The organism is Psychrobacter nivimaris (assembly GCF_904846365.1).
Classification (GTDB): Bacteria; Pseudomonadota; Gammaproteobacteria; order Pseudomonadales; family Moraxellaceae; genus Psychrobacter; species Psychrobacter nivimaris_B.
In genome coordinates, this window is sequence record NZ_CAJHAL010000014.1 from 59,230 (window position 1) to 77,921 (window position 18,692).

The following is an 18,692-nucleotide window of genomic DNA, read 5'->3' on the forward strand; positions in this document are numbered from 1 at the left end:
TTAAACTATAATGATGATTACTCATTCTTGACTTAAACCAATAAAAGCTTAAAAATTACTTGGATATATTATGAAAATAGCAGTAGTAGGTACAGGCTACGTAGGCTTATCGAATGCAATGCTGTTAGCACAGCATAACGAAGTCGTTGCTGTCGATGTCATCGCTGAAAAAATAGCCTTGTTAAACGCCAAGCAGTCTCCTATCGAAGATACAGATATCGAAGATTTTTTATTGCATAAAGAGCTCAATTTTTCTGCAACGCTGAATGCCAAAGAAGCTTATAAAGATGCAGATTTCATCATCGTTGCCACGCCAACTGATTATGATACAAAGACCAATTATTTCAATACCTCCACAGTAGAAGCCGTCATTGAGCAAGTGCTGTTAGTGAATCAACAAGCGACTATCATTATAAAGTCCACAGTACCAGTTGGTTATACAACCAGTATCAGAGAACGTTATGCGACTGATCGCATTATTTTTTCGCCTGAGTTTCTGCGCGAAGGTAAGGCACTACATGACAACCTTTATCCTTCACGTATCATTGTAGGCGCACAGTCTGAGCAGGCTCGAATATTTGCCAATCTGTTACTCGAGGGTGCAGTCAAAAAAGATGCACCGCTATTATTTGTAGAGTCTACTGAAGCTGAAGCGATCAAATTATTTTCTAATACTTATTTAGCGATGCGCGTGGCTTATTTTAATGAGCTTGATACTTATGCGCAAACCTTTGGACTTGAGACCAAACAAATCATCGAAGGGATTGGCTTAGACCCTCGCATTGGCAACCATTATAATAACCCTTCATTTGGTTATGGCGGCTACTGTTTGCCCAAAGATACTAAGCAGTTATTAGCAAATTACGATGAAGTGCCAAGCAACCTGATAAAAGCCATTGTTGATTCTAATAGAACCCGCAAAGACTTTATTGCAGATAAAATCATCGAAAGACAGCCAAAAATCGTGGGAATACATCGCCTAGTGATGAAAAGTGGGTCAGATAACTTTAGAGCATCTGCGATACAAGGCATCATGAAACGTATCAAGGCAAAAGGTATAGAAGTCGTTGTCTACGAGCCTGTATTGAAAGAAGATGATTTCTTTAATTCGCGTGTGATTCAGGACTTAGACACCTTCAAATCAATGAGTGATGTCATTGTCGCAAACCGTTTATCTGATGATATAAAAGATGTCGCAGACAAAGTATTCACTCGCGATCTATTTGGGAGCGACTAATGAAAATACTGGTCACTGGTGCGGCAGGTTTTATTGGCTTTCATTTAATCAAGGCGATACTAGAAATAGATCTATCTGCTAGGGATTACTGTATCGTTGGTATCGACAATATCAACGACTATTATGATACAGATCTAAAAGAAGCGCGTTTGAGAATATTAGGTGAGATATCAGATCCAGAAATTTTTACGTTTATTAAGTTAGATCTGGCTGATCGTGAAGCTATGTCTGAGCTTTTTGCAACCTACCAATTTGATACGGTTGTTAATTTAGGTGCCCAAGCAGGTGTGCGTTACTCTATCGAAAACCCTAATACGTATATCGACTCAAATGTGGTTGGCTTTGTTAATATTCTAGAAGGCTGTCGTCACCACGATATAAAACACTTAATCTACGCGAGCTCTAGCTCTGTTTATGGTATGAATATAAAGCAGCCATTTACCACTACTGATTGTGTTGATTTTCCTATCAGCCTATATGCCGCCACCAAAAAATCCAACGAGCTTATGGCACATAGCTATAGCCATTTATATAATATCCCTACAACAGGGTTAAGGTTCTTCACCGTTTACGGTCCTTACGGTCGACCTGATATGGCATATTTTTCGTTCACAAAGAAAATTCTAGCTGGTGAGCCAATTAATGTATTTAATAATGGTGATATGCAGCGTGACTTTACCTACATTGATGATATCGTCAACGGCATTATTCGTATAATTAATAAGGCCCCTTCTCCCCAGCATTCTACTATTACGACAGCGACTGCTCCCTACAAGATTTACAACATTGGTAATAATCAGCCAGTCACTTTGCGCCGTTTTGTTACTGCCATTGAAGACGCTTGTGGCAAAAAAGCGCAAGAAAATTTATTGCCTATGCAAGCAGGTGATGTACCGATTACTTACGCAGACATAGATGAGTTAGTAGAAGATATTGGCTTTAAGCCTGAAACTAGTATAGAAGAAGGTATCAAACAATTTGTCGATTGGTATAAACAGTATTATTCAGTCTAAACAAACAACAATGATCTCTAAGACTTATATTATAGAGATTACGGCGCTAATATCTTTATATATTTTTAGAGGATTTTGATAACATGGCTACACCTTCAAGTTGGCAGAGAAAATTGCTATTGATCTTTCGAAGCGAAAAAAGATTGAATGCGGGTAAGATTATCAAAACCTATAATGATAGAAGCTTTGATGAGATGAAAGCAACAACCATTACTGAATCAATGTGTGATATTGAAGCGTTAACCAATGAGCGTAAAAGCACAGATTTAGAGAACCATTTGAACAACTTGAAATACAAATCGCTTGGTGAGTCTGAGCTCTGCTTTTATCACAACACGCTTATTATACTAATGCGCCGTAAGTACAAAATAGATAAAACATTCGCTGAATTTGAAAAGTTATGGGAAGCAGAGAGCGACTATTTATTGACACATCTGTCGTTGCGCTGGATTGTCTCTGCTTGCGATACGTTTATTGATCATTCAAACAATACTCATAGAGCAGCTATCTTGATGAATGTCGTAACTCTAATGAATACTTTACGTACTTATGAAACCAAAAACTTTCTGCAGTTATCCACTAATGCTAAATCTATGCCATTGCTAACTGAAAAAACCGATATGCTTTATGCCGGTGACTTGCCTCTGTACGATGGTCTTACTTATTTTCGTATCGGTACCGATGATAGCTTGAGAAATATGCGAAAACGCTATAATAAATTTCAGAAAGTTGATAAATTGGCCACTAGTATACTGTTATCTGTTTTCGAAAAACTACAGCATACTGATAGTGCGTTTGCCACATTACGAGCATTACACAGAGACGATTGGTCTAAGTGGTGGTTGAATTAAGAATATTCTTTGATTTTAGAATCAGATGCGAATGCAATATACTTTTTGGCTATTGTGATAGGTAAAAGCGACCCATCAAACTCAGAAAAGAATTGCTCTGGATTTTTCATCGCTAAGCTAAGCTTTTCAGAGATAGCATCTACGTCGCTCATCGGCATTAAGTTGTTATCTGGTAGTAACTCACTTGGACCTGATGGGCAGTCTGTACTGATAACAGGGGTTCCTAATACAAGAGCTTCGGCAATCACTAAGGCAAAACCTTCCCAATCAGAGGTTAGCACTTTAAATTTAGCATGCTTTATATAAGGGAAAGGGTTCTCCTGAAAACCTAAAAATACTACTTTTTCTTCTAAGTTGAGTTCTACTACCAATTGCTCTATTTCGTCTTTCAGCTTTCCTTTACCTAGCAGTAATAGTGGCATAGACTGATCTGTTCGAGCATATGCTTTTAGCAGCACATCGTGACGTTTCGCTTCTTTAAAACTCCCCACATGAACAATATAATCTTGGTACTCAGGAGTAAATACGTCACCTAGCTTTTGAATGTAATCTCTATCGACTGGATTGTGAATGGCAATCGTTGGCGTAATATTACCAAAGCTTTCAACAAAATCTTTTTCAGCACCTTTACTGACACATATACAAGGATGCTTGGAGTAGATGTTAATCATCTTTGACTTTAGTGTGTCAGCAGCATTCGTATTATCGAATTTATATAACAAAGACACTGTGTTATGAATCACATAAAATATATTAGGTAGTTTGCTATTGCTTAAAATACTATCTGCACGATCTAGATTAGACAGTATCATATCAGGCTGACCAATGTTTTTTGAAATGTAACGATCGACTACGAACGCAAAAACTTTGTCACGACGTTCTAATTTTGGTATCAGTTTATAACGCTTAAAATCAATAAAGTGGTAGTTTAGTTTTGGATTAAGCTCGTAATCTACACGGGGCTTAAACCGTAAAATATGTACTTCATAACCCAAATCATAGAATCCCTGTCCTAAAGTCAGAACAACACGTTCAGCGCCGCCACCTTGTAGACAGTTAATGACTAAGAGTACTTTCTTTTTATTATTTTTAACTTCTTTTTTTCTTGTTCTAATAACACTATTAATCATTTTAAATTTTCTTAGAAATGGACATTGTGAGTATAAAATATTTGGAACTATTTATGCATAATATTGACTTGTTCAGCAAACTCTACGTATTTTTCTGCTATTTTGACTGGTAGCAGCGCTTCATCGAATGGCGCATGAAACGCTTGCGGATTACTCATCGCTTGCTGCATTTTTTCGGCAATGGCATCAATATCACCCATCGGCATTAAGTTATGTTCTGGTAGCAATTCACTTGGGCCTGATGGACAGTTGGTACTGATAACAGGAGTACCTAGCACGAGAGCTTCGGCAATGACCAGAGCAAACCCTTCCCAGTCAGAGGTCAATATCTTAAACTGCGCATTTTTGATATAAGGAAAGGGATTATCACGAAATCCTAAAAATATTACTTTGTCTTCTAGGCTTAACTCTGTTACCAGTCGCTCTGTTTCACTTCTATGCTTCCCTTGACCCAAGAGCAGTAACGGCATAGATTGATCTGTTTTTGCATAAGCATTTACCAATACATCATGACGCTTGGCATCTTTAAAACTCCCGACATGAATAATATAGTTCTGGTAGTCAGGGACAAAAGCATCGGCTTGTTGTTGAATACTGTTTTTATCAATTGGATTGTGAATGGCGGTGGTTGGCGTAATATGACCAAAGCTTTTGATAAAGTCTTTTTGAGCGCCTTCACTGACGCACACACAAGGATGCTTGGCATATATATCTATCATTCTTTGCTTTAACTGCTCAGCGTCGTGATTTTTATTAAATTTATAGAGTAGTGATACTGTGTTATGAATAATATAAGTGATATTAGGCAGTTTACTATTACTTAAAATGCTATCGGCACGATCTAGGTTGGACAGTATGATGTCAGGCTGACCGATATTTTTCGACACGTATTTATCAACAGCACGTGCAAAAATATGGTCACGTCTTTGTGCCCCTGGTATCAGTTTATACGGCTTAAACTTAAGTACATGGTAGTTAAGATTCGGACTTAAGTCATACTGTACTAACGGCTTAAATCTTAGAATATGTACTTCATAGCCCAATTCATAAAACCCTTGCCCCAATGTTAATACGACACGTTCCGCACCGCCGCCTTGTAGACAATTAATAACGAGTAACACTGTTTTTTTATGCTGCTTCATACACGATAACCTATGGAGTAAGTTTTCACCTTCTTAAAAAGGCTTATCATTGCTTCATTAAAAAACTAGCGTTTAAATAGCTTCGAAAAAAATGATTTAGAAGCGTGTGGACGAGTCACCTTATTACCGGTATAACCTTCTTGAGATTTTTTAGGAAAATGACCGAAAGGTTCTACCCTATAACTGTCTAAATCGTATCCAGCAGCAAGTGCTTCGTTATAATATTCATCAAAAACCTCAGATAAATCCTGCCTTGGGTGCGACATTATTTCACCGTCAAACCAATGCTCAATACCTTCTTCACTGACTCTAGGTAATGAATATTTATGACTGAACTGTGTACCCATATCTGAATAATGCAAAATCCTAATATCTTCTAGCGCTAAGTTTTCGCCATCTATACAATTGTAACTATCCTGATAAGGCTCAATGAGCTGATTATTATGTTTGAATACAGCCATCATTTCTTTATGGCTTTTGGGATCTTTCCTGAGTTTTTTAATTGGTAGGACAATGTTTTTCGCCGCCTTGCAATCCCATACGCATGTACACAACCGAGTCATATCCGCATTAGTCTTAGCAGCTACAACAGACTGTCCTTCAATAGGATGGTGCCACAGCTTTGCCAAATCATCTAAAATAATGACATCAGCGTCCATGTAAATGGCACGACCAGAGTATTGACAGTACTCTGGAATTGCCCAGCGAAAGCCTGAAAAAGGCGTTGACCATTTAGTGGTATTCCAACCCTCTCCAGTCTCAGGATTAGAATACCAATAGCTATTAGGATCGCGTGACAGCTGCATCCATACTATCTCAACGGGTACACTGGTATGTTTATGAATACTATAATCTAATACCATCATCTGCTCTAGATCACAGTTATTTGGGTCACAACCAACAAAGACTTTAATAGTATCTTCTGTATTCATAATTTTATCCGTTCACTGACTAATATTTATCTGTGCTAATGCAATGCGATAATACTCAACTATATAATGGGACCTATTCTTTCCAGTACTTTTCGATCCACCCTACTGGCAAGATAAAATGACGCAAGTGACGTAGCGGTCTTTTTAGATTTTTGGGCTCAGTCAATCTTTTTAAGTGATCTTTGGCATTGTTAGCAGCATTTTTATTATATCTACCTTCAATCGCATGTGTAGGATATAAGTCGCCAGGGAAAATAACAATTCGAGCGCCTTTGGGGATCTTTGGTTCTTTGATGTAGTTAAGTGGGAACGGTTGACGGCATTTGCGTCTAAAGTGCGCGACCCATGCCTTTGGAAACAGCTTGACACCGCCTGGCGCATTACGAGTGACGAAGCGCTGCTCAAAACGATACTCATCAGCGATACCTTGTGGATCAGCTTTGAATTTCTCTTGCAATGAGACAAGCGACCCTATCTTGAATCTAAAGCAAGACGTTTGCCCTAGGCGCTCTAATGGGTTACTCGGGTTATAAGACAAAATAACATCGTCTGGCTCGCCGTATTCAAAGAAAGGATCGAGGCTATCTACTATAATCACATCCAAATCTACAAATAATACTGTCCCTGTCAAATCACCTAACTTCTCACCCCACAAACGTGATTTTGGCCACTTGCCAAGTGTGTTGGTTGGCATGGTGACATCTAATGGTGGTAATTCTTGACATTCGATTTCTGGACGTACATCGGTGGTATCATCGGTAAAACAGACGAAACGAAACGGTGGCGTAATATTGCGAGATACCATACCATACAATTTATTGGCGTAATCAGCCCCGTACTTTGTACCCCATTTAATACAAATAATTTGTTTGATATTTTTATTATCTGCTGTACTAGAATCTATTGGCATGGACTGCTCACTTTAATCTTAAGAATAAATATGATGGCTATATTAGCATAAAAAAAAGACTGAACAATTATGTTCAGCCTTTTTGGTCTTTAAACTAACGACTTTATTAGTCAATAAAGCTTAACCAATCCATATATTGCTCGTTACGACCATGAACCACATCAAAGTATAGGATTTGGAGTTTCTCAGTCAATGGTCCTCGGCCGCCATTCCCGATAGTACGATCATCGTATTCGCGGATAGGCGTCACTTCAGCAGCGGTACCTGTCATAAATATCTCGTCTGCTAAGTAGAACTCATCACGAGTGATACGGCGTTCAACGACTTTGATGTCTAGATCAGCCGCGAACTGAAGGATAGTACGACGAGTGATACCATCAAGTGCACCGCCCGCCAAATCTGGCGTATGTAGCACGCCATCTTTTACCAAGAATAAGTTCTCGCCAGCGCCTTGACACACATACCCTTGCGGATCCATCAAGATAGCTTCGTCATAACCATTACGAGTGACTTCTTGGTTGGCCATGATAGACACAGGATAGTTACTTGAGGCTTTTGCCTTACACATAGTGACGTTTGGCATATGATGCGTGAATGAAGAGGTTTTTACACGGATACCATTTTTGATACCTTCCTCACCAAGATATGCACCCCAGTGCCATGCAGCAACCATAGCATTGATGCTATTGTCACGTGAAGATAAGCCAAGCTTTTCTGCACCTACCCAAATAAGCGGACGAATATAGGCTTCTGCCAAGTTATTTTGCTTTACCACATCTTTATGTGCTTGCTCTAGCGTGGCCGCATCAAACGGCACGTCCATTTGAAAGATTTTTGCCGAACCAAGTAGACGTTCGGTGTGTTCCTTTAGGCGAAAAATAGCCGTGCGATTATCAGCGGTTTGGTAAGCACGCACGCCTTCAAACACAGCCATGCCATAATGCAAGCTATGGGTAAGCACATGAACTTTAGCATCTGGCTGTTCGATCATTGTGCCATTCATCCAAAGCTTACCATCTTGTGTTGCCATATTCATTTTATTGTCCTTATGCTAGCACTGACGTCTAACTTTTTTTAGGTAGGTTTTATTTAACAGTATTGATCAACATCGTATGATAACACCGCAGCGTCAATTTTTATTGCCTAAACAACAGCTTCATTATGACAAACGACTGACAGTATTATGATGATGTGTGACCGATTATATCACTGGCCGTCTTGGCAAATGAAATCTTTTGGTTTGGCACTATATGGTTTTTAATTATATCGTTCCTAGCTACCAATTCTATCCATAGTTTTCGTTTATAGCTTTCATTGATAGTTTTTATTCATAGTAACGCATGACAGTTTAAGCGTCTCTTGGACTATCGGCAAGGCCTTAATCATACAAGTTTCGATATTACTCGTCGTCTGTCTCTACGCCCATGAGATGCTGCCACTGTGACTGTACTAACGCTCGCGTCTCCTGCCACAATGACTCATCAACGAGCAAAGACTGCTCTGATAGTGCTAACTGATGCGTGGCAGCACGAATCCTTAGATAGGCATCGGTCAAATCCTGACAGACTTGATCATTCCAAATACCAAGCAAAGCAACTTCTGCAAAAATTCGCACATTATCGCTCCATTTGGTCAAACTTGGATATTCATGCGAGTAAGCCAATACGGCAAACTGTGCTAAGAACTCAATATCTACAATACCGCCTGCATCTTGCTTAAGATGAAACTTGCCCGCTTCCTGCTGCCATTGGCTCGTGCCTAGATGCTTTTGCATTTTGATACGCATGCTGGTGACTTCACTACGTACTTGATCCAGTGTCCGTGGCAACGACAATACATCGCGGCGAATATCACAAAAGCGTGCAGTGACTCGTCTGTCTCCGCAAATCGCACGAGCACGTACCAACGCTTGATGCTCCCATGACCATGCTTTATCCATTTGATAGGTTTCAAACGCATGACAAGACACCACCATCATGCCAGCATTTCCTGAAGGCCGCAGACGCATATCAATCTCATAGGCACGGCCATCACGGGTTTGAGTATTGAGATAATTCATCAGCTTTTGTACAAGACGCGCGGCAAACTTCATACCACTGACTGATTTTTCACCAGTGGTCATGCCTTGCTCTTTTATCTTGTGTAAGAATACCAAGTCCAAATCTGAAGAATACGATAGCTCTAAGCCACCAAGCTTGCCATAACCGATAATTGCAAAGCCGCAGTCCGCTTCAGTGACTGGGTCGCCATCTTGGCCAATAGGATACCCATAACGGTTAACAATCTCTGCAAAAGCGCGCTCCAATGCGGCTTCTAATACGACCTCAGCGATATAAGTCAATGAATCTGACACTTTCATAATCGGACGCTCAGCCAATACATCACTAGCAGCGACAGCCAACACCTGATTCTTTTTGAACAGTCGCAGGACGCTCAACAGCTCTTCTTCATCGTTTGGCTCGACGCGTAGCAACTGTTGACGCAAGATATCACGTAGCTCACGCTTATCTGGCAGATGGCGATAACGCTGCTGCAAAAATGTATCCAATAGTACAGGGTACTGAGCCAACTCTTTTGCAATCCACGGGCTGGCAGACAGCATTGGAATCAGCTCAATCGTTGCATTGGGGTTTTCAGCAATCATGACCAAGTAGATAGAACGACGGCAAATCGCTTCAAGCAGTGAGATCAATCTTGGTAAAGCAGTATTGGCAAGTTGCTGCTGTTCTTGATGCGCTAACAACGCATGGACAATGACAGGATATGCGTCGTCTAAACGCTCTCTGGCTTCATCACTTAAATTAGCCACCATTTTTGATTGCCAAAAATTCTGTAGTACCTCGCGATTTTCTTTTGTTAGCACTTCATTTAAACGGGCAATTTGCTCATCTAAGTGCTCTGGCTCTAGGTCGGTATCTTCGTTGTCAGGTACTTGGCGCTCAGTAACCATACGCTCAAACGGCACATTGACACTGTCGCGATGACGATTAAGTTGATCTAATAAGGCATGCCAGTTTTCAAAATTCAGCGTCACTGCTAGATTATGCTGCCACTGCTCATCGTGTGGTAAGCGCTGGGTCTGTTGGTCATTAATCGCTTGAATAGCGTGCTCAAGCCGGCGCAAAAACCGATATGCTGCCTGTAGCTGCTCGTAAGTTGAATGCTCCAGATAGCCAAGCTCACACAATACTTGCATCGCCTGCAAGCAAGGTTTGATTTGTAGCTGTGGATGCCGGCCGCCATAGATAAGCTGAAAGGCCTGTACGATAAACTCAATATCTCTAATGCCGCCCGCACCAAGCTTGATATTGTCCAAGTCTTCACGCTGTGCAACTTGGTTTTGAATAAGAGACTTCATTTCTCTCAATGCTGAAAACGCACTGTAGTCCACATAATAACGAAAAACAAATGGCTTAATCAGCGCTTGTATTTCTTCATAAAATGGCTGGTCTATTTGTCCGACTACGCGTGCTTTTAACCAAGCAAAACGCTCCCATGCACGGCCATGCATCGTAAAGTATTTTTGTAATGCGGACAGATGAATGGCCAAATCACTACCATCGCCCCATGGACGTAAGCGCATATCTACTCGAAAGACAAAACCGTCAGCGGTCTTGTTATCAAGCAGTTTAATAATGCCTTGGCCCAATCTGGTCATAAAGCGTTTATTATCTATGCTACGTGTGCCTTTTGCCTTATTGCCATTGGTCTCGCCGCGCGCTTGATGTACAAAGATTAGATCAATATCACTTGATAAATTCAGCTCTTGCGCACCAAGTTTACCCATGGCCATAATCGCCATATCATCGATTTGTATATTGCCTTGTTCATTGATAAAGGTCGGCTCACCATACTTAGCAACCAAGTGCTGATAAGTGTAATCTTTAGCAAAAGAGATACAGCCATCTGCAAACTCAGACAACTCATCGGTCAACTGCTCCAGACTAATCGTCTGCAAAGCATCTTGCCAAATCCAACGCATCATCAGTAGCGTGCGCAAGTGACGCAGACCACTCATGACCTTGGTTTCATCAGCGAGTTGATAGTTTTCATCTAGCGTATAATCTTGTATCAGATCATCGATTTGCTGGCGGGTCAGCGTACTATTCAATGGATAGCTACGCAAAAACGTCTGACATGAAACGGTCCGACTTTCCCAAATCTGATAAGCAAATTCGCTCGCTGTCTGCAGGACTTGCAGTTGTTCTACGGTAGGCTGATAATCTGTACCATTGTTCACACGTGAGGGCATAGCAGGTAACATAGTGACAAAAACTCCTTACATAGAATGGTAAGACTACGTGAACCTAGCTCATAAGTTTATTGTTTTTTCTTACGAGGCAGTCACAGCATCAAATAATAATACTCAGTGTGCCTACACTTGAGATAAAACCACGTTAAATAACAGTGACTCTATTTGGTTTGCGGCGCTTTATGTTAGCATAAACATCTTTGATAGAGACGACGCACCTCTCTTTTATGACATAACGCTATGTGATGTGACAGTATGATCCGCTGTACGTCGCATTATCAGTATAAACTCTGTTTTCTGTCACGCAAATTTGCACACAAGCACTATAATAATAACGACCAAATGACTTTATACAAAGCATTTATAGCAACTCGGCCATAATTTTTAAACTCTTATTTATAATATGTGATACCGCGCCTTATGACGACCACTACCCCGTTACTACTGATTACTGCTGACCCTAGTCACCCATTGGCACACTTGGCGTTACGCTATGCACGCGCTTACCTGAATGGCGCAGCGAATAGTCATGATATTGATAACAATGACACTAATAGTACAGGTACAGGCGGCAGCGATAATGCTACTTCTGAACAACCATTGCTCAATGTCTTCTTTTATGGCGATTCGGCTCATATAGCCAATCGATTGCGTTGGCAGTCAGCCGATCAATTAGACTTGACCAAAGAATGGCAGTCTTTGGCTGAGCAGTATCAATTACCCCTGCCTGTCTGTGTCAGTACAGCACTTAGTCGCGGTGTGAGTGATGTAGACAATAGCTCACGCCATCAGCTTGACGGTACCAATCTTGCGACAGGGTTTACGTTAGTGGGACTTAGTGAGCTTGCGATGATGATGCAGGATGACTGTCGTTTGATACAGTTTTGATAGCGTGTCGCTTGATAGTTTGTATATTAAGATCACTAGTAGCGGTAACTATTTTTAGGAATACATAATGAGATTATTAATTCAGCTGCACACGCCCACTGAAGCAGCAAGCTACGAAGGTTGTGCGCTTGCGCTAACTTTAGCGACATTTGGTCATGAGGTGCAACTATTCTTAGATGCGCCAGTCTTTGGCTTATTGATGCAATCTGACTCGCGGCTACATGGCATGATTCAGTCACTTGAGCTTTACGATATGCCCGCAGCTTGGCTACCTGATGACGTCTTTAGTGGCTGGGTCACTGGTATGTTGCCGACAGATCTGGCATCACAGCTCACACTCGTGCCAGAGGTCATCAATTCGCAAGACTTTGAGCAGATACTTACCTTTTAAATCGCTATATAACTTAGATTTATAAAATAATAAAGCACGTAATCGGATACCTTTATGGCAACTTTATATCAATTGCATAGCACGATGGCTACCCTTAGACGCAGTACTGAAGAGATGTCTCGCACTTGGCGCACGGGCGACAGCATCCTTCTGCTTGGTGCTACCTCTGCTTTCATCGATTGGCTCAATGCTTATTTAAATGATAGCGATATAGAGGATATTGCTGGTATTTACGCATTAGCAGATGACATCGCACAGCTAACAGCAAATACAACTGGCAAGCTTAATTTAGAGACTAAGTTGACTGCTATTTTAACCGACGCAGAATGGGTCGATCTGACTCAGAGCAGTCAGTTTGACAAAGTGGTGACAATTGCCTTATGAGTAATGACATGACCACTCACAACGCTGCATTATCAGCGGCTAATATCGAATTAGATCAAGACGGTCATCTGTGTGACCATACGATTTGGACACCTGCTATCGCACAGCAATTAGCAGACACACTAGAGGTCAATCTGAGCGATGAGCATTTAGAAGTTTTGCAACAAGTGCGCGCGTTTTTTGACAAATTTAATCACGCGCCAGCAACCCGTCCATTAATTAAATGGCTACAAAAGACTTTGCCAGAACTTGATATTAGCAATCAAAAGCTACAGCAATTGTTTAATACAGGTTTGGTTGCGCGTCATGTCAATCGCTTGGCAGGATTACCCAAACCACCAAATTGTTTATAAGTGCTTTACAAGCGATAAGATACAATCGATGGCGCACTAGAAAATTATCATATGTGCATGAGCAGTATCTAATACTTCACTGCTCATTGAGTACGCAAATATTTCTAAGTCTATAGCTATTGTTTAAACACATAGCTATTTTGGGTCATAGACTGTCAATGTCTCATAACCAACGCTACGACCTTCATCGCCTGTAAACCCTTGCTGTCGCCATATCTCGTACAAACAAATGGCTACGCTATTTGATAAGTTCAAACTACGCGAGTCAGCTAGCATGGGCAGTCTTAGCCAATTATTAGCACCGATATCTTCACGTATATCGTCTGCCAGACCTGCTGTCTCAGAACCGAAAACCAGCGCAATATTAGGCATAGCAGAATTATCAGATGCGTCAGAGTCCGAGTTTTTACCAAAGTCATAATCGTAAAACGGTTTGCTAAGCTTGGTTGTCAATGCCGTAACGACATGGCAGTCAGCAGCTTGTAGTGCTTGCCTTGCAGCTATCCAATCGTCATGCACTTGCAAATGAGCATATTCATGGTAATCGAGACCTGCGCGGCGTAGCTTTTTGTCATCAAGCTCAAACCCTAATGGTCTAACTAAATGTAGCTGTGCCCCGCTATTGGCACACAGTCGAATAATATTGCCAGTATTGCTCGGCATTTTTGGTGCTACTAACACGATATGGATGGTCATTCTTACTCCACAAATATTCAGCGCTCTATTATTTAAATTTATGAGCGGTAGGTAATCGAAAGTTACAGTTTACTGCCAATAATTACATTTTGATACTGTGCAGCGTTTTTAACTTTCATTATGATGTCTGTAATGGATAGCGCGATAGCATTTATGTATGACTGTCTCATCCAATACCCCTTCAGTGAAACTTGAGCAAGATACTTAGCGTCACTGTTGTTATTTATAACCATTCATTTATCTTTGAGGATACTATTATGAAAAAAGTAATCATCGCATCTTTAACTGCTATGTTCGTTCTAACTGGTTGCAACACGTTCAAAGGCCTTGGCCAAGACGTATCAAGCGCCGGAAACGCTGTAACTGGCGGCGCACAAGACGTACAAGATAAAATCTAAGGTCTGCTTTTTTTAGATTTTTAAAAAGGCTTATCATTTATTTGATAAGCCTTTTTTGTGTTCTTACTTCGCTGCTGTTAAATAATCACTCAAGTACAATTTTATAAAAACGCGCGTAATATCTGATTGAGATAACGCTGACCTAATATAGTCGGTTGCAACTGCGTATCACTATTTACCAACAATCCTTGTTTGACCAGACTGTTCACTTGTTCAGCAATACTATCAAGTGTTAATCCAGTTCTCTCTTCAAACAGTGACCAAGCGACGCCGCCATGTAAGCGTAGTGCGTTTAGCATAAATTCGCTTACTAACTCCTCTTGATCAATCGCTTGCCAGCCAACCATTTTTGGTGTGATCTGGTGCATGTCAGACTTCTCTGTGGTATCTGCATTTATTACTACATAATCTTTTGGCAAACGTGATTTGCTAAAGCGATAGATACCTGACGCTACTAACAAGTCCTCTTCCATTTTATCTTTTACGTCTGACCAGTTACTACCATTGCTATCGTTACGACCAATCGTCACTTTACCATGTGCCCCAGCGCCGATTGCTAGATAGTCGCCAAACTGCCAATAGTTGATATTATGACGACATGGTTTGTCTAACGCACCTGCCCATGCTGACACCTCATAATTGCTATAACCTAATTGCTGCAATAACGCTTGCCCTGCTTGTTCGATATCTGCCAAATTGTCTTCATCGGGTAAAATAGGCTGGCTACGGTAAAACACGGTATTTGGCTCAATAGTCAGTTGATACCAAGAGATATGCGTTGCACCAGCATCATGCGCCATTTGGATATCTTCTAGCGCTTCATTCATGGTTTGCTGCGGCAGTCCGTGCATCAGGTCGACGTTGACCCGTGCAAATCCAGCCGCTTTGGCAGCGCGAATTGCTGATAACGCTTGCACAGGATCGTGGATACGCCCCAGTACCTTTAGCTTATCAGCGGCAAAGCTCTGTACGCCGATAGACAGACGATTGATACCAACCTCTAAATACTGCGCGAATGGCGCATGCTCAAGCGTGCCAGGGTTCGCCTCCATCGTGACTTCGATGTCTTCTGCAAATTCAAAACATGACCGTAAACCAGTAAACAGTCGCTGATACTGAGCAATGGGTAGCAAAGATGGCGTACCACCACCAATAAATATCGAACCAATTTTTCGGCCCTGAGTTAAAGGCTGCTGCATTGCGGCGTCTAGCAGTAACGCATCGACGTATTCTTCATACATGGATAGCTCACTGTCCATCGGTAGCTCATGCGAATTAAAATCGCAATAAGGACACTTCTTCACACACCACGGGATGTGAATGTAAAGAGACAATGGAATGTCTGTCACATTGACCTCGATAGTATCCGTCGTTGGTTCAGTAAGACTTAACGTATTCAGGTCATTTGGCATACTGTCTGTATTCACTTTGGGCATAAATAAACTTATTTTGTAGTGAGCAATAATGATCGATATCAAAAGTAACGCTAGGTTGACATACTCCCACCACTTTCGCGAAGCTCAAGTGGGGAATTCTAAAAGCAAACGCTCTTAGGCGACTTTCTCACGAAGGTCGCTTGTTTTCTGTTTCAACGGGCGACCTTTACTGCATCCTCCCTCCGCAGATAAAACGGCATGTCCTGCCGCTAATATGTTACGAGCCGCATTAAAATCAGCGTTCGCAACATACCTACATTTGATGCACTCAAATTTTGCCTGAGTTTGTCTGTTATCGACAGCGATATGCTGGCATTCAGAGCAGGTTTGGCTAGTGTATCGTGGGTTTACCTTAATCAGTAACCCACCGCGCCATTGCTGCTTGTACTCAAGCATATTGACCATCATGCCCCAGCCTTGATCTAAAATGGATTTATTTAATCCTGACTTGGCTTTGACATGACGACCTTTGTTCTCCACCGTACCACTGGCTGATTTCGACATATTGGCGACTTTTAAATCTTCACAAGCAATCATGGCGTGGCTTTTGCTGATGCTGGTGGTGACTTTGTGCAAGTAGTCATGTCGAATGTTAGCGATATGATGGTGGAGTTTTTGAATCTTGCGGTTTTGCTTTTTCCAGTTTTGGCTAAACAGAACCTTTCTGCTTAATTGACGCTGTAATTTGGCAAGTTTGATTTGATTGGCTTTAAAGCTATTCTTAGGTTTAATATATTCACCGTTTGAGGTGGTGAGTAATTTACTAATACCCATGTCCAAACCAATGGCGGTTTTAGAGGGGTGACGAGGGTTCTCTGTCAGTTCACGCTCTGTGCCAAACGACATATACCAGTGCCCCGATTTCTTGCTAATGGTAACATTTTTAATCGTGCCGATGATGTCTTGCGATTTTCTAAACTTCACCAAGCCCACGCCATTCGGTAGTTTTACTCGATTGCCCTTAACACGGCAGTATTTATCAAACTGAACTAACCGAATTGAGTCACGCCCATCGGATTTGCGCTTAAATTGTGGCATCAACGGGCGTAGCTGGATTTCTGTGCCATCAGCCAGTTTAAAAAACTTGGGTTTACGAGGTTTCTTTTTATTTTCTTTCAATCTGGCATGTACTTTAGGATTAAAGAAACGTGACCAAGCCGATGCAAGATCACGTACTTTTTGTTGTAAAGAGACAGCGTTTGAGCTGCTTTTTAAGAACTCGAAATCAGGATTGCTCTTTAGATCCATGATTTTATTAACGAGGTTCGTGGCATTGATAAACTCATCTTTAGCAAACATCTTAAATGAGATCGCTAGTATTTGATTCCAAACAAAACGTGCAGAGCCGACAAGATTATTTAGAACAATCTCCTGCTCTGCATTAGGCTCAAGCCTAAATTTATACGCTTTGTTGATTTTCATAAATGCGTTATTTATTAATGAGTGTGTATTTGATATTATGCTTATAATACTAGCATTTAAGGATATTTATTGCAATGAGTGAGGTATATAAAAACCGCCATGCTACCTTTAACCTCCACGTTCATTTGGTTTTTATCACTAAGTACCGAGAAAAAGTTTTAGGTGAGCTGCATCATAAGTATTTCAGTGAGTGTGCTGCTGAGGTATGTAAAAGTTTTGATGCTGAGTTGAAAGAATGTAACGGTGAGGCAGATCATATCCACATGCTTATCCAGTACCCGCCAACGGTGCAATTAAGCAAATTGGTTAATAACTTGAAGTCAGTCACAAGTAGACGAATGAGGGGGGATTTTATTGATTTAAGAGCAGCTTATTCCAAGCCTGTGCTTTGGTCACGCTCCTACTTTGCAAGCTCTTGTGGCGGTGCGCCACTAGATATTATTAAGCAATACATTCAGAACCAGCGAGGTTAGCCAGTGATGCGAAATTCACCTCTACCCTAATGTCAGGTGGAGTCCTCTTTGCTTTTTTAAGATAAACTATTCAAGACAAGTTTGAAAGTGAGTTAATAAAAACCTCGATAATTTTAAGAACGAATTGAAAAATAAATAAAAAATCAAAGGACAGATATATGGCGTATTGGTTAATGAAATCCAACCCTAAATTTTTTGGTATTGAAGATTTGCAGCGCTTGGGTACCGACGGTTGGGATGGCGTTCGCAACTACCGTGCGCGTAACTTTATGCGTGATGATATGAAAGTTGGTGACAAAGTGTTCTTTTATCACTCTAGCGCCAAGCCGTCTGGAGTCGCTGGTATCATGACAGTTACTACAGCAGGGTATCCTGATCCTACTCAGTTTCACCCTGAGCATCGTCATTATGATCCTATTGCGACTGAAGAGGAACCTCGTTGGTATATGGTCGATCTCACCTTTGAGCAAGCTTTTACAGAGGTGTTACCACTATTAGAGCTAAAATTTTTGCCAACTTTGGAAGATTCGTTATTACTAAGGAAAGGATGTCAGCAATTAACAGTGATTCCATTAGAGCCCAAACATTGGCGAGCAATTATGGACATGGTGGAGACACTTGAGTTGTTGCCGGAGTAAACTTATTACATCATCTCTGGAGACCATCCCGAATTCTGTGTAACTGCCGTTTAGATTAAATGCTTGCTGATACGGTCATCAAACATAATCATAAAACGATTCAGAGCAGACGTCCAGTTACGGATTGGCATCGACCACTTTTTGGA

The 18,692-nt window shown here is 41.1% G+C and carries 19 protein-coding genes; 10 read left to right on the top strand and 9 right to left on the bottom strand.

What is annotated here, in order from left to right; all coding sequences use genetic code 11:
• Window positions 1-70: 70 nt before the first annotated feature.
• The 3 genes from JMX63_RS07475 to JMX63_RS07485 all read left to right on the top strand — a co-directional run bounded on the left by JMX63_RS07475 (window position 71) and on the right by JMX63_RS07485 (window position 3,101).
• Complete coding sequence (locus JMX63_RS07475; RefSeq protein WP_201571832.1) at window positions 71-1,237, top strand: nucleotide sugar dehydrogenase; 1,167 nt, start codon at window positions 71-73, stop codon at window positions 1,235-1,237.
• Window positions 1,237-2,250: an NAD-dependent epimerase gene (locus JMX63_RS07480; RefSeq protein WP_201571833.1), complete on the top strand. Its 1,014-nt coding sequence runs from the start codon at window positions 1,237-1,239 to the stop codon at window positions 2,248-2,250. The genes JMX63_RS07475 and JMX63_RS07480 overlap by 1 nt, the downstream gene beginning before the upstream one ends.
• 83 nt (window positions 2,251-2,333) lie before the next feature.
• Complete coding sequence (locus JMX63_RS07485) at window positions 2,334-3,101, top strand: hypothetical protein (protein ID WP_102092855.1); 768 nt, start codon at window positions 2,334-2,336, stop codon at window positions 3,099-3,101.
• Here JMX63_RS07485 and JMX63_RS07490 read toward each other — a convergent pair.
• The 6 genes from JMX63_RS07490 to glnE form a co-directional block, all read right to left on the bottom strand.
• Complete coding sequence (locus tag JMX63_RS07490) at window positions 3,098-4,231, bottom strand: glycosyltransferase (protein ID WP_102092854.1); 1,134 nt, start codon at window positions 4,229-4,231, stop codon at window positions 3,098-3,100. The two genes, JMX63_RS07485 and JMX63_RS07490, sit on opposite strands and share 4 nt — an antisense overlap.
• Before the next feature lie 47 nt (window positions 4,232-4,278).
• Complete coding sequence (locus JMX63_RS07495) at window positions 4,279-5,373, bottom strand: glycosyltransferase (protein WP_201571834.1); 1,095 nt, start codon at window positions 5,371-5,373, stop codon at window positions 4,279-4,281.
• Window positions 5,374-5,438: 65 nt separating this feature from the next.
• The gene (locus JMX63_RS07500) at window positions 5,439-6,305 is read right to left on the bottom strand and encodes a glycosyltransferase (RefSeq protein ID WP_201571836.1); all 867 of its coding nucleotides are present in this window, start codon (window positions 6,303-6,305) and stop codon (window positions 5,439-5,441) included.
• A 73-nt stretch (window positions 6,306-6,378) separates the two neighbouring features.
• Complete coding sequence (locus JMX63_RS07505; protein ID WP_102092851.1) at window positions 6,379-7,215, bottom strand: glycosyl transferase; 837 nt, start codon at window positions 7,213-7,215, stop codon at window positions 6,379-6,381.
• Between the two features lie 106 nt (window positions 7,216-7,321).
• Window positions 7,322-8,251: a branched-chain amino acid transaminase gene (locus tag JMX63_RS07510; protein WP_201571838.1), complete on the bottom strand. Its 930-nt coding sequence runs from the start codon at window positions 8,249-8,251 to the stop codon at window positions 7,322-7,324.
• Window positions 8,252-8,614: 363 nt separating this feature from the next.
• On the bottom strand, window positions 8,615-11,479 hold the full coding sequence (glnE, locus tag JMX63_RS07515) for a bifunctional [glutamate--ammonia ligase]-adenylyl-L-tyrosine phosphorylase/[glutamate--ammonia-ligase] adenylyltransferase (RefSeq protein WP_201571840.1): 2,865 nt from the start codon (window positions 11,477-11,479) through the stop codon (window positions 8,615-8,617).
• Window positions 11,480-11,887: 408 nt separating this feature from the next.
• On the opposite strand from glnE, the gene tusD reads away from it, so the two are divergent.
• The 4 genes from tusD (at window position 11,888) to JMX63_RS07535 (ending at window position 13,483) form a co-directional block, all read left to right on the top strand.
• Window positions 11,888-12,355 (top strand): sulfurtransferase complex subunit TusD, encoded by a 468-nt coding sequence (tusD, locus tag JMX63_RS07520; RefSeq protein ID WP_201571842.1) that lies wholly within the window; start codon window positions 11,888-11,890, stop codon window positions 12,353-12,355.
• 67 nt (window positions 12,356-12,422) lie between these two features.
• A complete protein-coding gene (locus JMX63_RS07525; protein WP_101204423.1) occupies window positions 12,423-12,746 on the top strand; it encodes a hypothetical protein in 324 nt (107 codons plus the stop codon).
• A gap of 54 nt (window positions 12,747-12,800) precedes the next feature.
• Complete coding sequence (locus JMX63_RS07530) at window positions 12,801-13,130, top strand: hypothetical protein (RefSeq protein WP_201571843.1); 330 nt, start codon at window positions 12,801-12,803, stop codon at window positions 13,128-13,130.
• Window positions 13,131-13,138: 8 nt separating this feature from the next.
• Window positions 13,139-13,483 carry a TusE/DsrC/DsvC family sulfur relay protein gene (locus JMX63_RS07535; RefSeq protein ID WP_227673282.1) on the top strand — a complete coding sequence of 115 codons (345 nt, stop codon included), beginning with the start codon at window positions 13,139-13,141 and terminating at the stop codon, window positions 13,481-13,483.
• A 135-nt stretch (window positions 13,484-13,618) separates the two neighbouring features.
• Here JMX63_RS07535 and JMX63_RS07540 read toward each other — a convergent pair whose 3' ends face one another.
• Window positions 13,619-14,179 (bottom strand): tRNA (cytidine(34)-2'-O)-methyltransferase, encoded by a 561-nt coding sequence (locus tag JMX63_RS07540; RefSeq protein ID WP_201571845.1) that lies wholly within the window; start codon window positions 14,177-14,179, stop codon window positions 13,619-13,621.
• A gap of 257 nt (window positions 14,180-14,436) precedes the next feature.
• Here JMX63_RS07540 and JMX63_RS07545 point away from each other — a divergent pair, with 257 nt between their 5' ends.
• On the top strand, window positions 14,437-14,577 hold the full coding sequence (locus JMX63_RS07545) for an entericidin A/B family lipoprotein (RefSeq protein WP_101204419.1): 141 nt from the start codon (window positions 14,437-14,439) through the stop codon (window positions 14,575-14,577).
• Between the two features lie 101 nt (window positions 14,578-14,678).
• On the opposite strand, the gene hemW is transcribed toward JMX63_RS07545, so the two are convergent.
• Window positions 14,679-15,989 (bottom strand): radical SAM family heme chaperone HemW, encoded by a 1,311-nt coding sequence (gene hemW, locus JMX63_RS07550; protein WP_201571854.1) that lies wholly within the window; start codon window positions 15,987-15,989, stop codon window positions 14,679-14,681.
• A gap of 138 nt (window positions 15,990-16,127) precedes the next feature.
• Window positions 16,128-17,435, bottom strand: a complete 1,308-nt coding sequence (locus tag JMX63_RS07555) for an RNA-guided endonuclease InsQ/TnpB family protein (protein WP_201571846.1) — start codon at window positions 17,433-17,435, stop codon at window positions 16,128-16,130.
• A gap of 74 nt (window positions 17,436-17,509) precedes the next feature.
• Between JMX63_RS07555 and tnpA the strand changes: the two genes are divergently transcribed.
• Both tnpA and JMX63_RS07565 read left to right on the top strand, forming a co-directional pair.
• Entirely contained in the window at window positions 17,510-17,908 is a 399-nt protein-coding gene (tnpA, locus tag JMX63_RS07560) for an IS200/IS605 family transposase (protein ID WP_201571847.1), read from the top strand.
• Between the two features lie 158 nt (window positions 17,909-18,066).
• Complete coding sequence (locus JMX63_RS07565; RefSeq protein WP_201571848.1) at window positions 18,067-18,546, top strand: EVE domain-containing protein; 480 nt, start codon at window positions 18,067-18,069, stop codon at window positions 18,544-18,546.
• Window positions 18,547-18,692 lie beyond the last annotated feature (146 nt).

Bases quoted from the DNA above. Each gene is read 5' to 3' on its own strand.
- JMX63_RS07495 (WP_201571834.1), bottom strand. From the start codon at position 5,373: ATGAAGCAGCATAAAAAAACAGTGTTACTCGTTATTAATTGTCTACAA.
- JMX63_RS07485 (WP_102092855.1), top strand. From the start codon at position 2,334: ATGGCTACACCTTCAAGTTGGCAGAGAAAATTGCTATTGATCTTTCGA.
- JMX63_RS07555 (WP_201571846.1), bottom strand. From the start codon at position 17,435: ATGAAAATCAACAAAGCGTATAAATTTAGGCTTGAGCCTAATGCAGAG.
- tnpA (WP_201571847.1), top strand. From the start codon at position 17,510: ATGAGTGAGGTATATAAAAACCGCCATGCTACCTTTAACCTCCACGTT.
- JMX63_RS07565 (WP_201571848.1), top strand. From the start codon at position 18,067: ATGGCGTATTGGTTAATGAAATCCAACCCTAAATTTTTTGGTATTGAA.
- JMX63_RS07510 (WP_201571838.1), bottom strand. From the start codon at position 8,251: ATGAATATGGCAACACAAGATGGTAAGCTTTGGATGAATGGCACAATG.
- JMX63_RS07530 (WP_201571843.1), top strand. From the start codon at position 12,801: ATGGCAACTTTATATCAATTGCATAGCACGATGGCTACCCTTAGACGC.
- hemW (WP_201571854.1), bottom strand. From the start codon at position 15,989: ATGCCAAATGACCTGAATACGTTAAGTCTTACTGAACCAACGACGGAT.
- JMX63_RS07475 (WP_201571832.1), top strand. From the start codon at position 71: ATGAAAATAGCAGTAGTAGGTACAGGCTACGTAGGCTTATCGAATGCA.
- JMX63_RS07525 (WP_101204423.1), top strand. From the start codon at position 12,423: ATGAGATTATTAATTCAGCTGCACACGCCCACTGAAGCAGCAAGCTAC.
- JMX63_RS07535 (WP_227673282.1), top strand. From the start codon at position 13,139: ATGACCACTCACAACGCTGCATTATCAGCGGCTAATATCGAATTAGAT.
- JMX63_RS07500 (WP_201571836.1), bottom strand. From the start codon at position 6,305: ATGAATACAGAAGATACTATTAAAGTCTTTGTTGGTTGTGACCCAAAT.
- JMX63_RS07545 (WP_101204419.1), top strand. From the start codon at position 14,437: ATGAAAAAAGTAATCATCGCATCTTTAACTGCTATGTTCGTTCTAACT.
- glnE (WP_201571840.1), bottom strand. From the start codon at position 11,479: ATGTTACCTGCTATGCCCTCACGTGTGAACAATGGTACAGATTATCAG.
- tusD (WP_201571842.1), top strand. From the start codon at position 11,888: ATGACGACCACTACCCCGTTACTACTGATTACTGCTGACCCTAGTCAC.
- JMX63_RS07490 (WP_102092854.1), bottom strand. From the start codon at position 4,231: ATGATTAATAGTGTTATTAGAACAAGAAAAAAAGAAGTTAAAAATAAT.
- JMX63_RS07480 (WP_201571833.1), top strand. From the start codon at position 1,237: ATGAAAATACTGGTCACTGGTGCGGCAGGTTTTATTGGCTTTCATTTA.
- JMX63_RS07505 (WP_102092851.1), bottom strand. From the start codon at position 7,215: ATGCCAATAGATTCTAGTACAGCAGATAATAAAAATATCAAACAAATT.
- JMX63_RS07540 (WP_201571845.1), bottom strand. From the start codon at position 14,179: ATGACCATCCATATCGTGTTAGTAGCACCAAAAATGCCGAGCAATACT.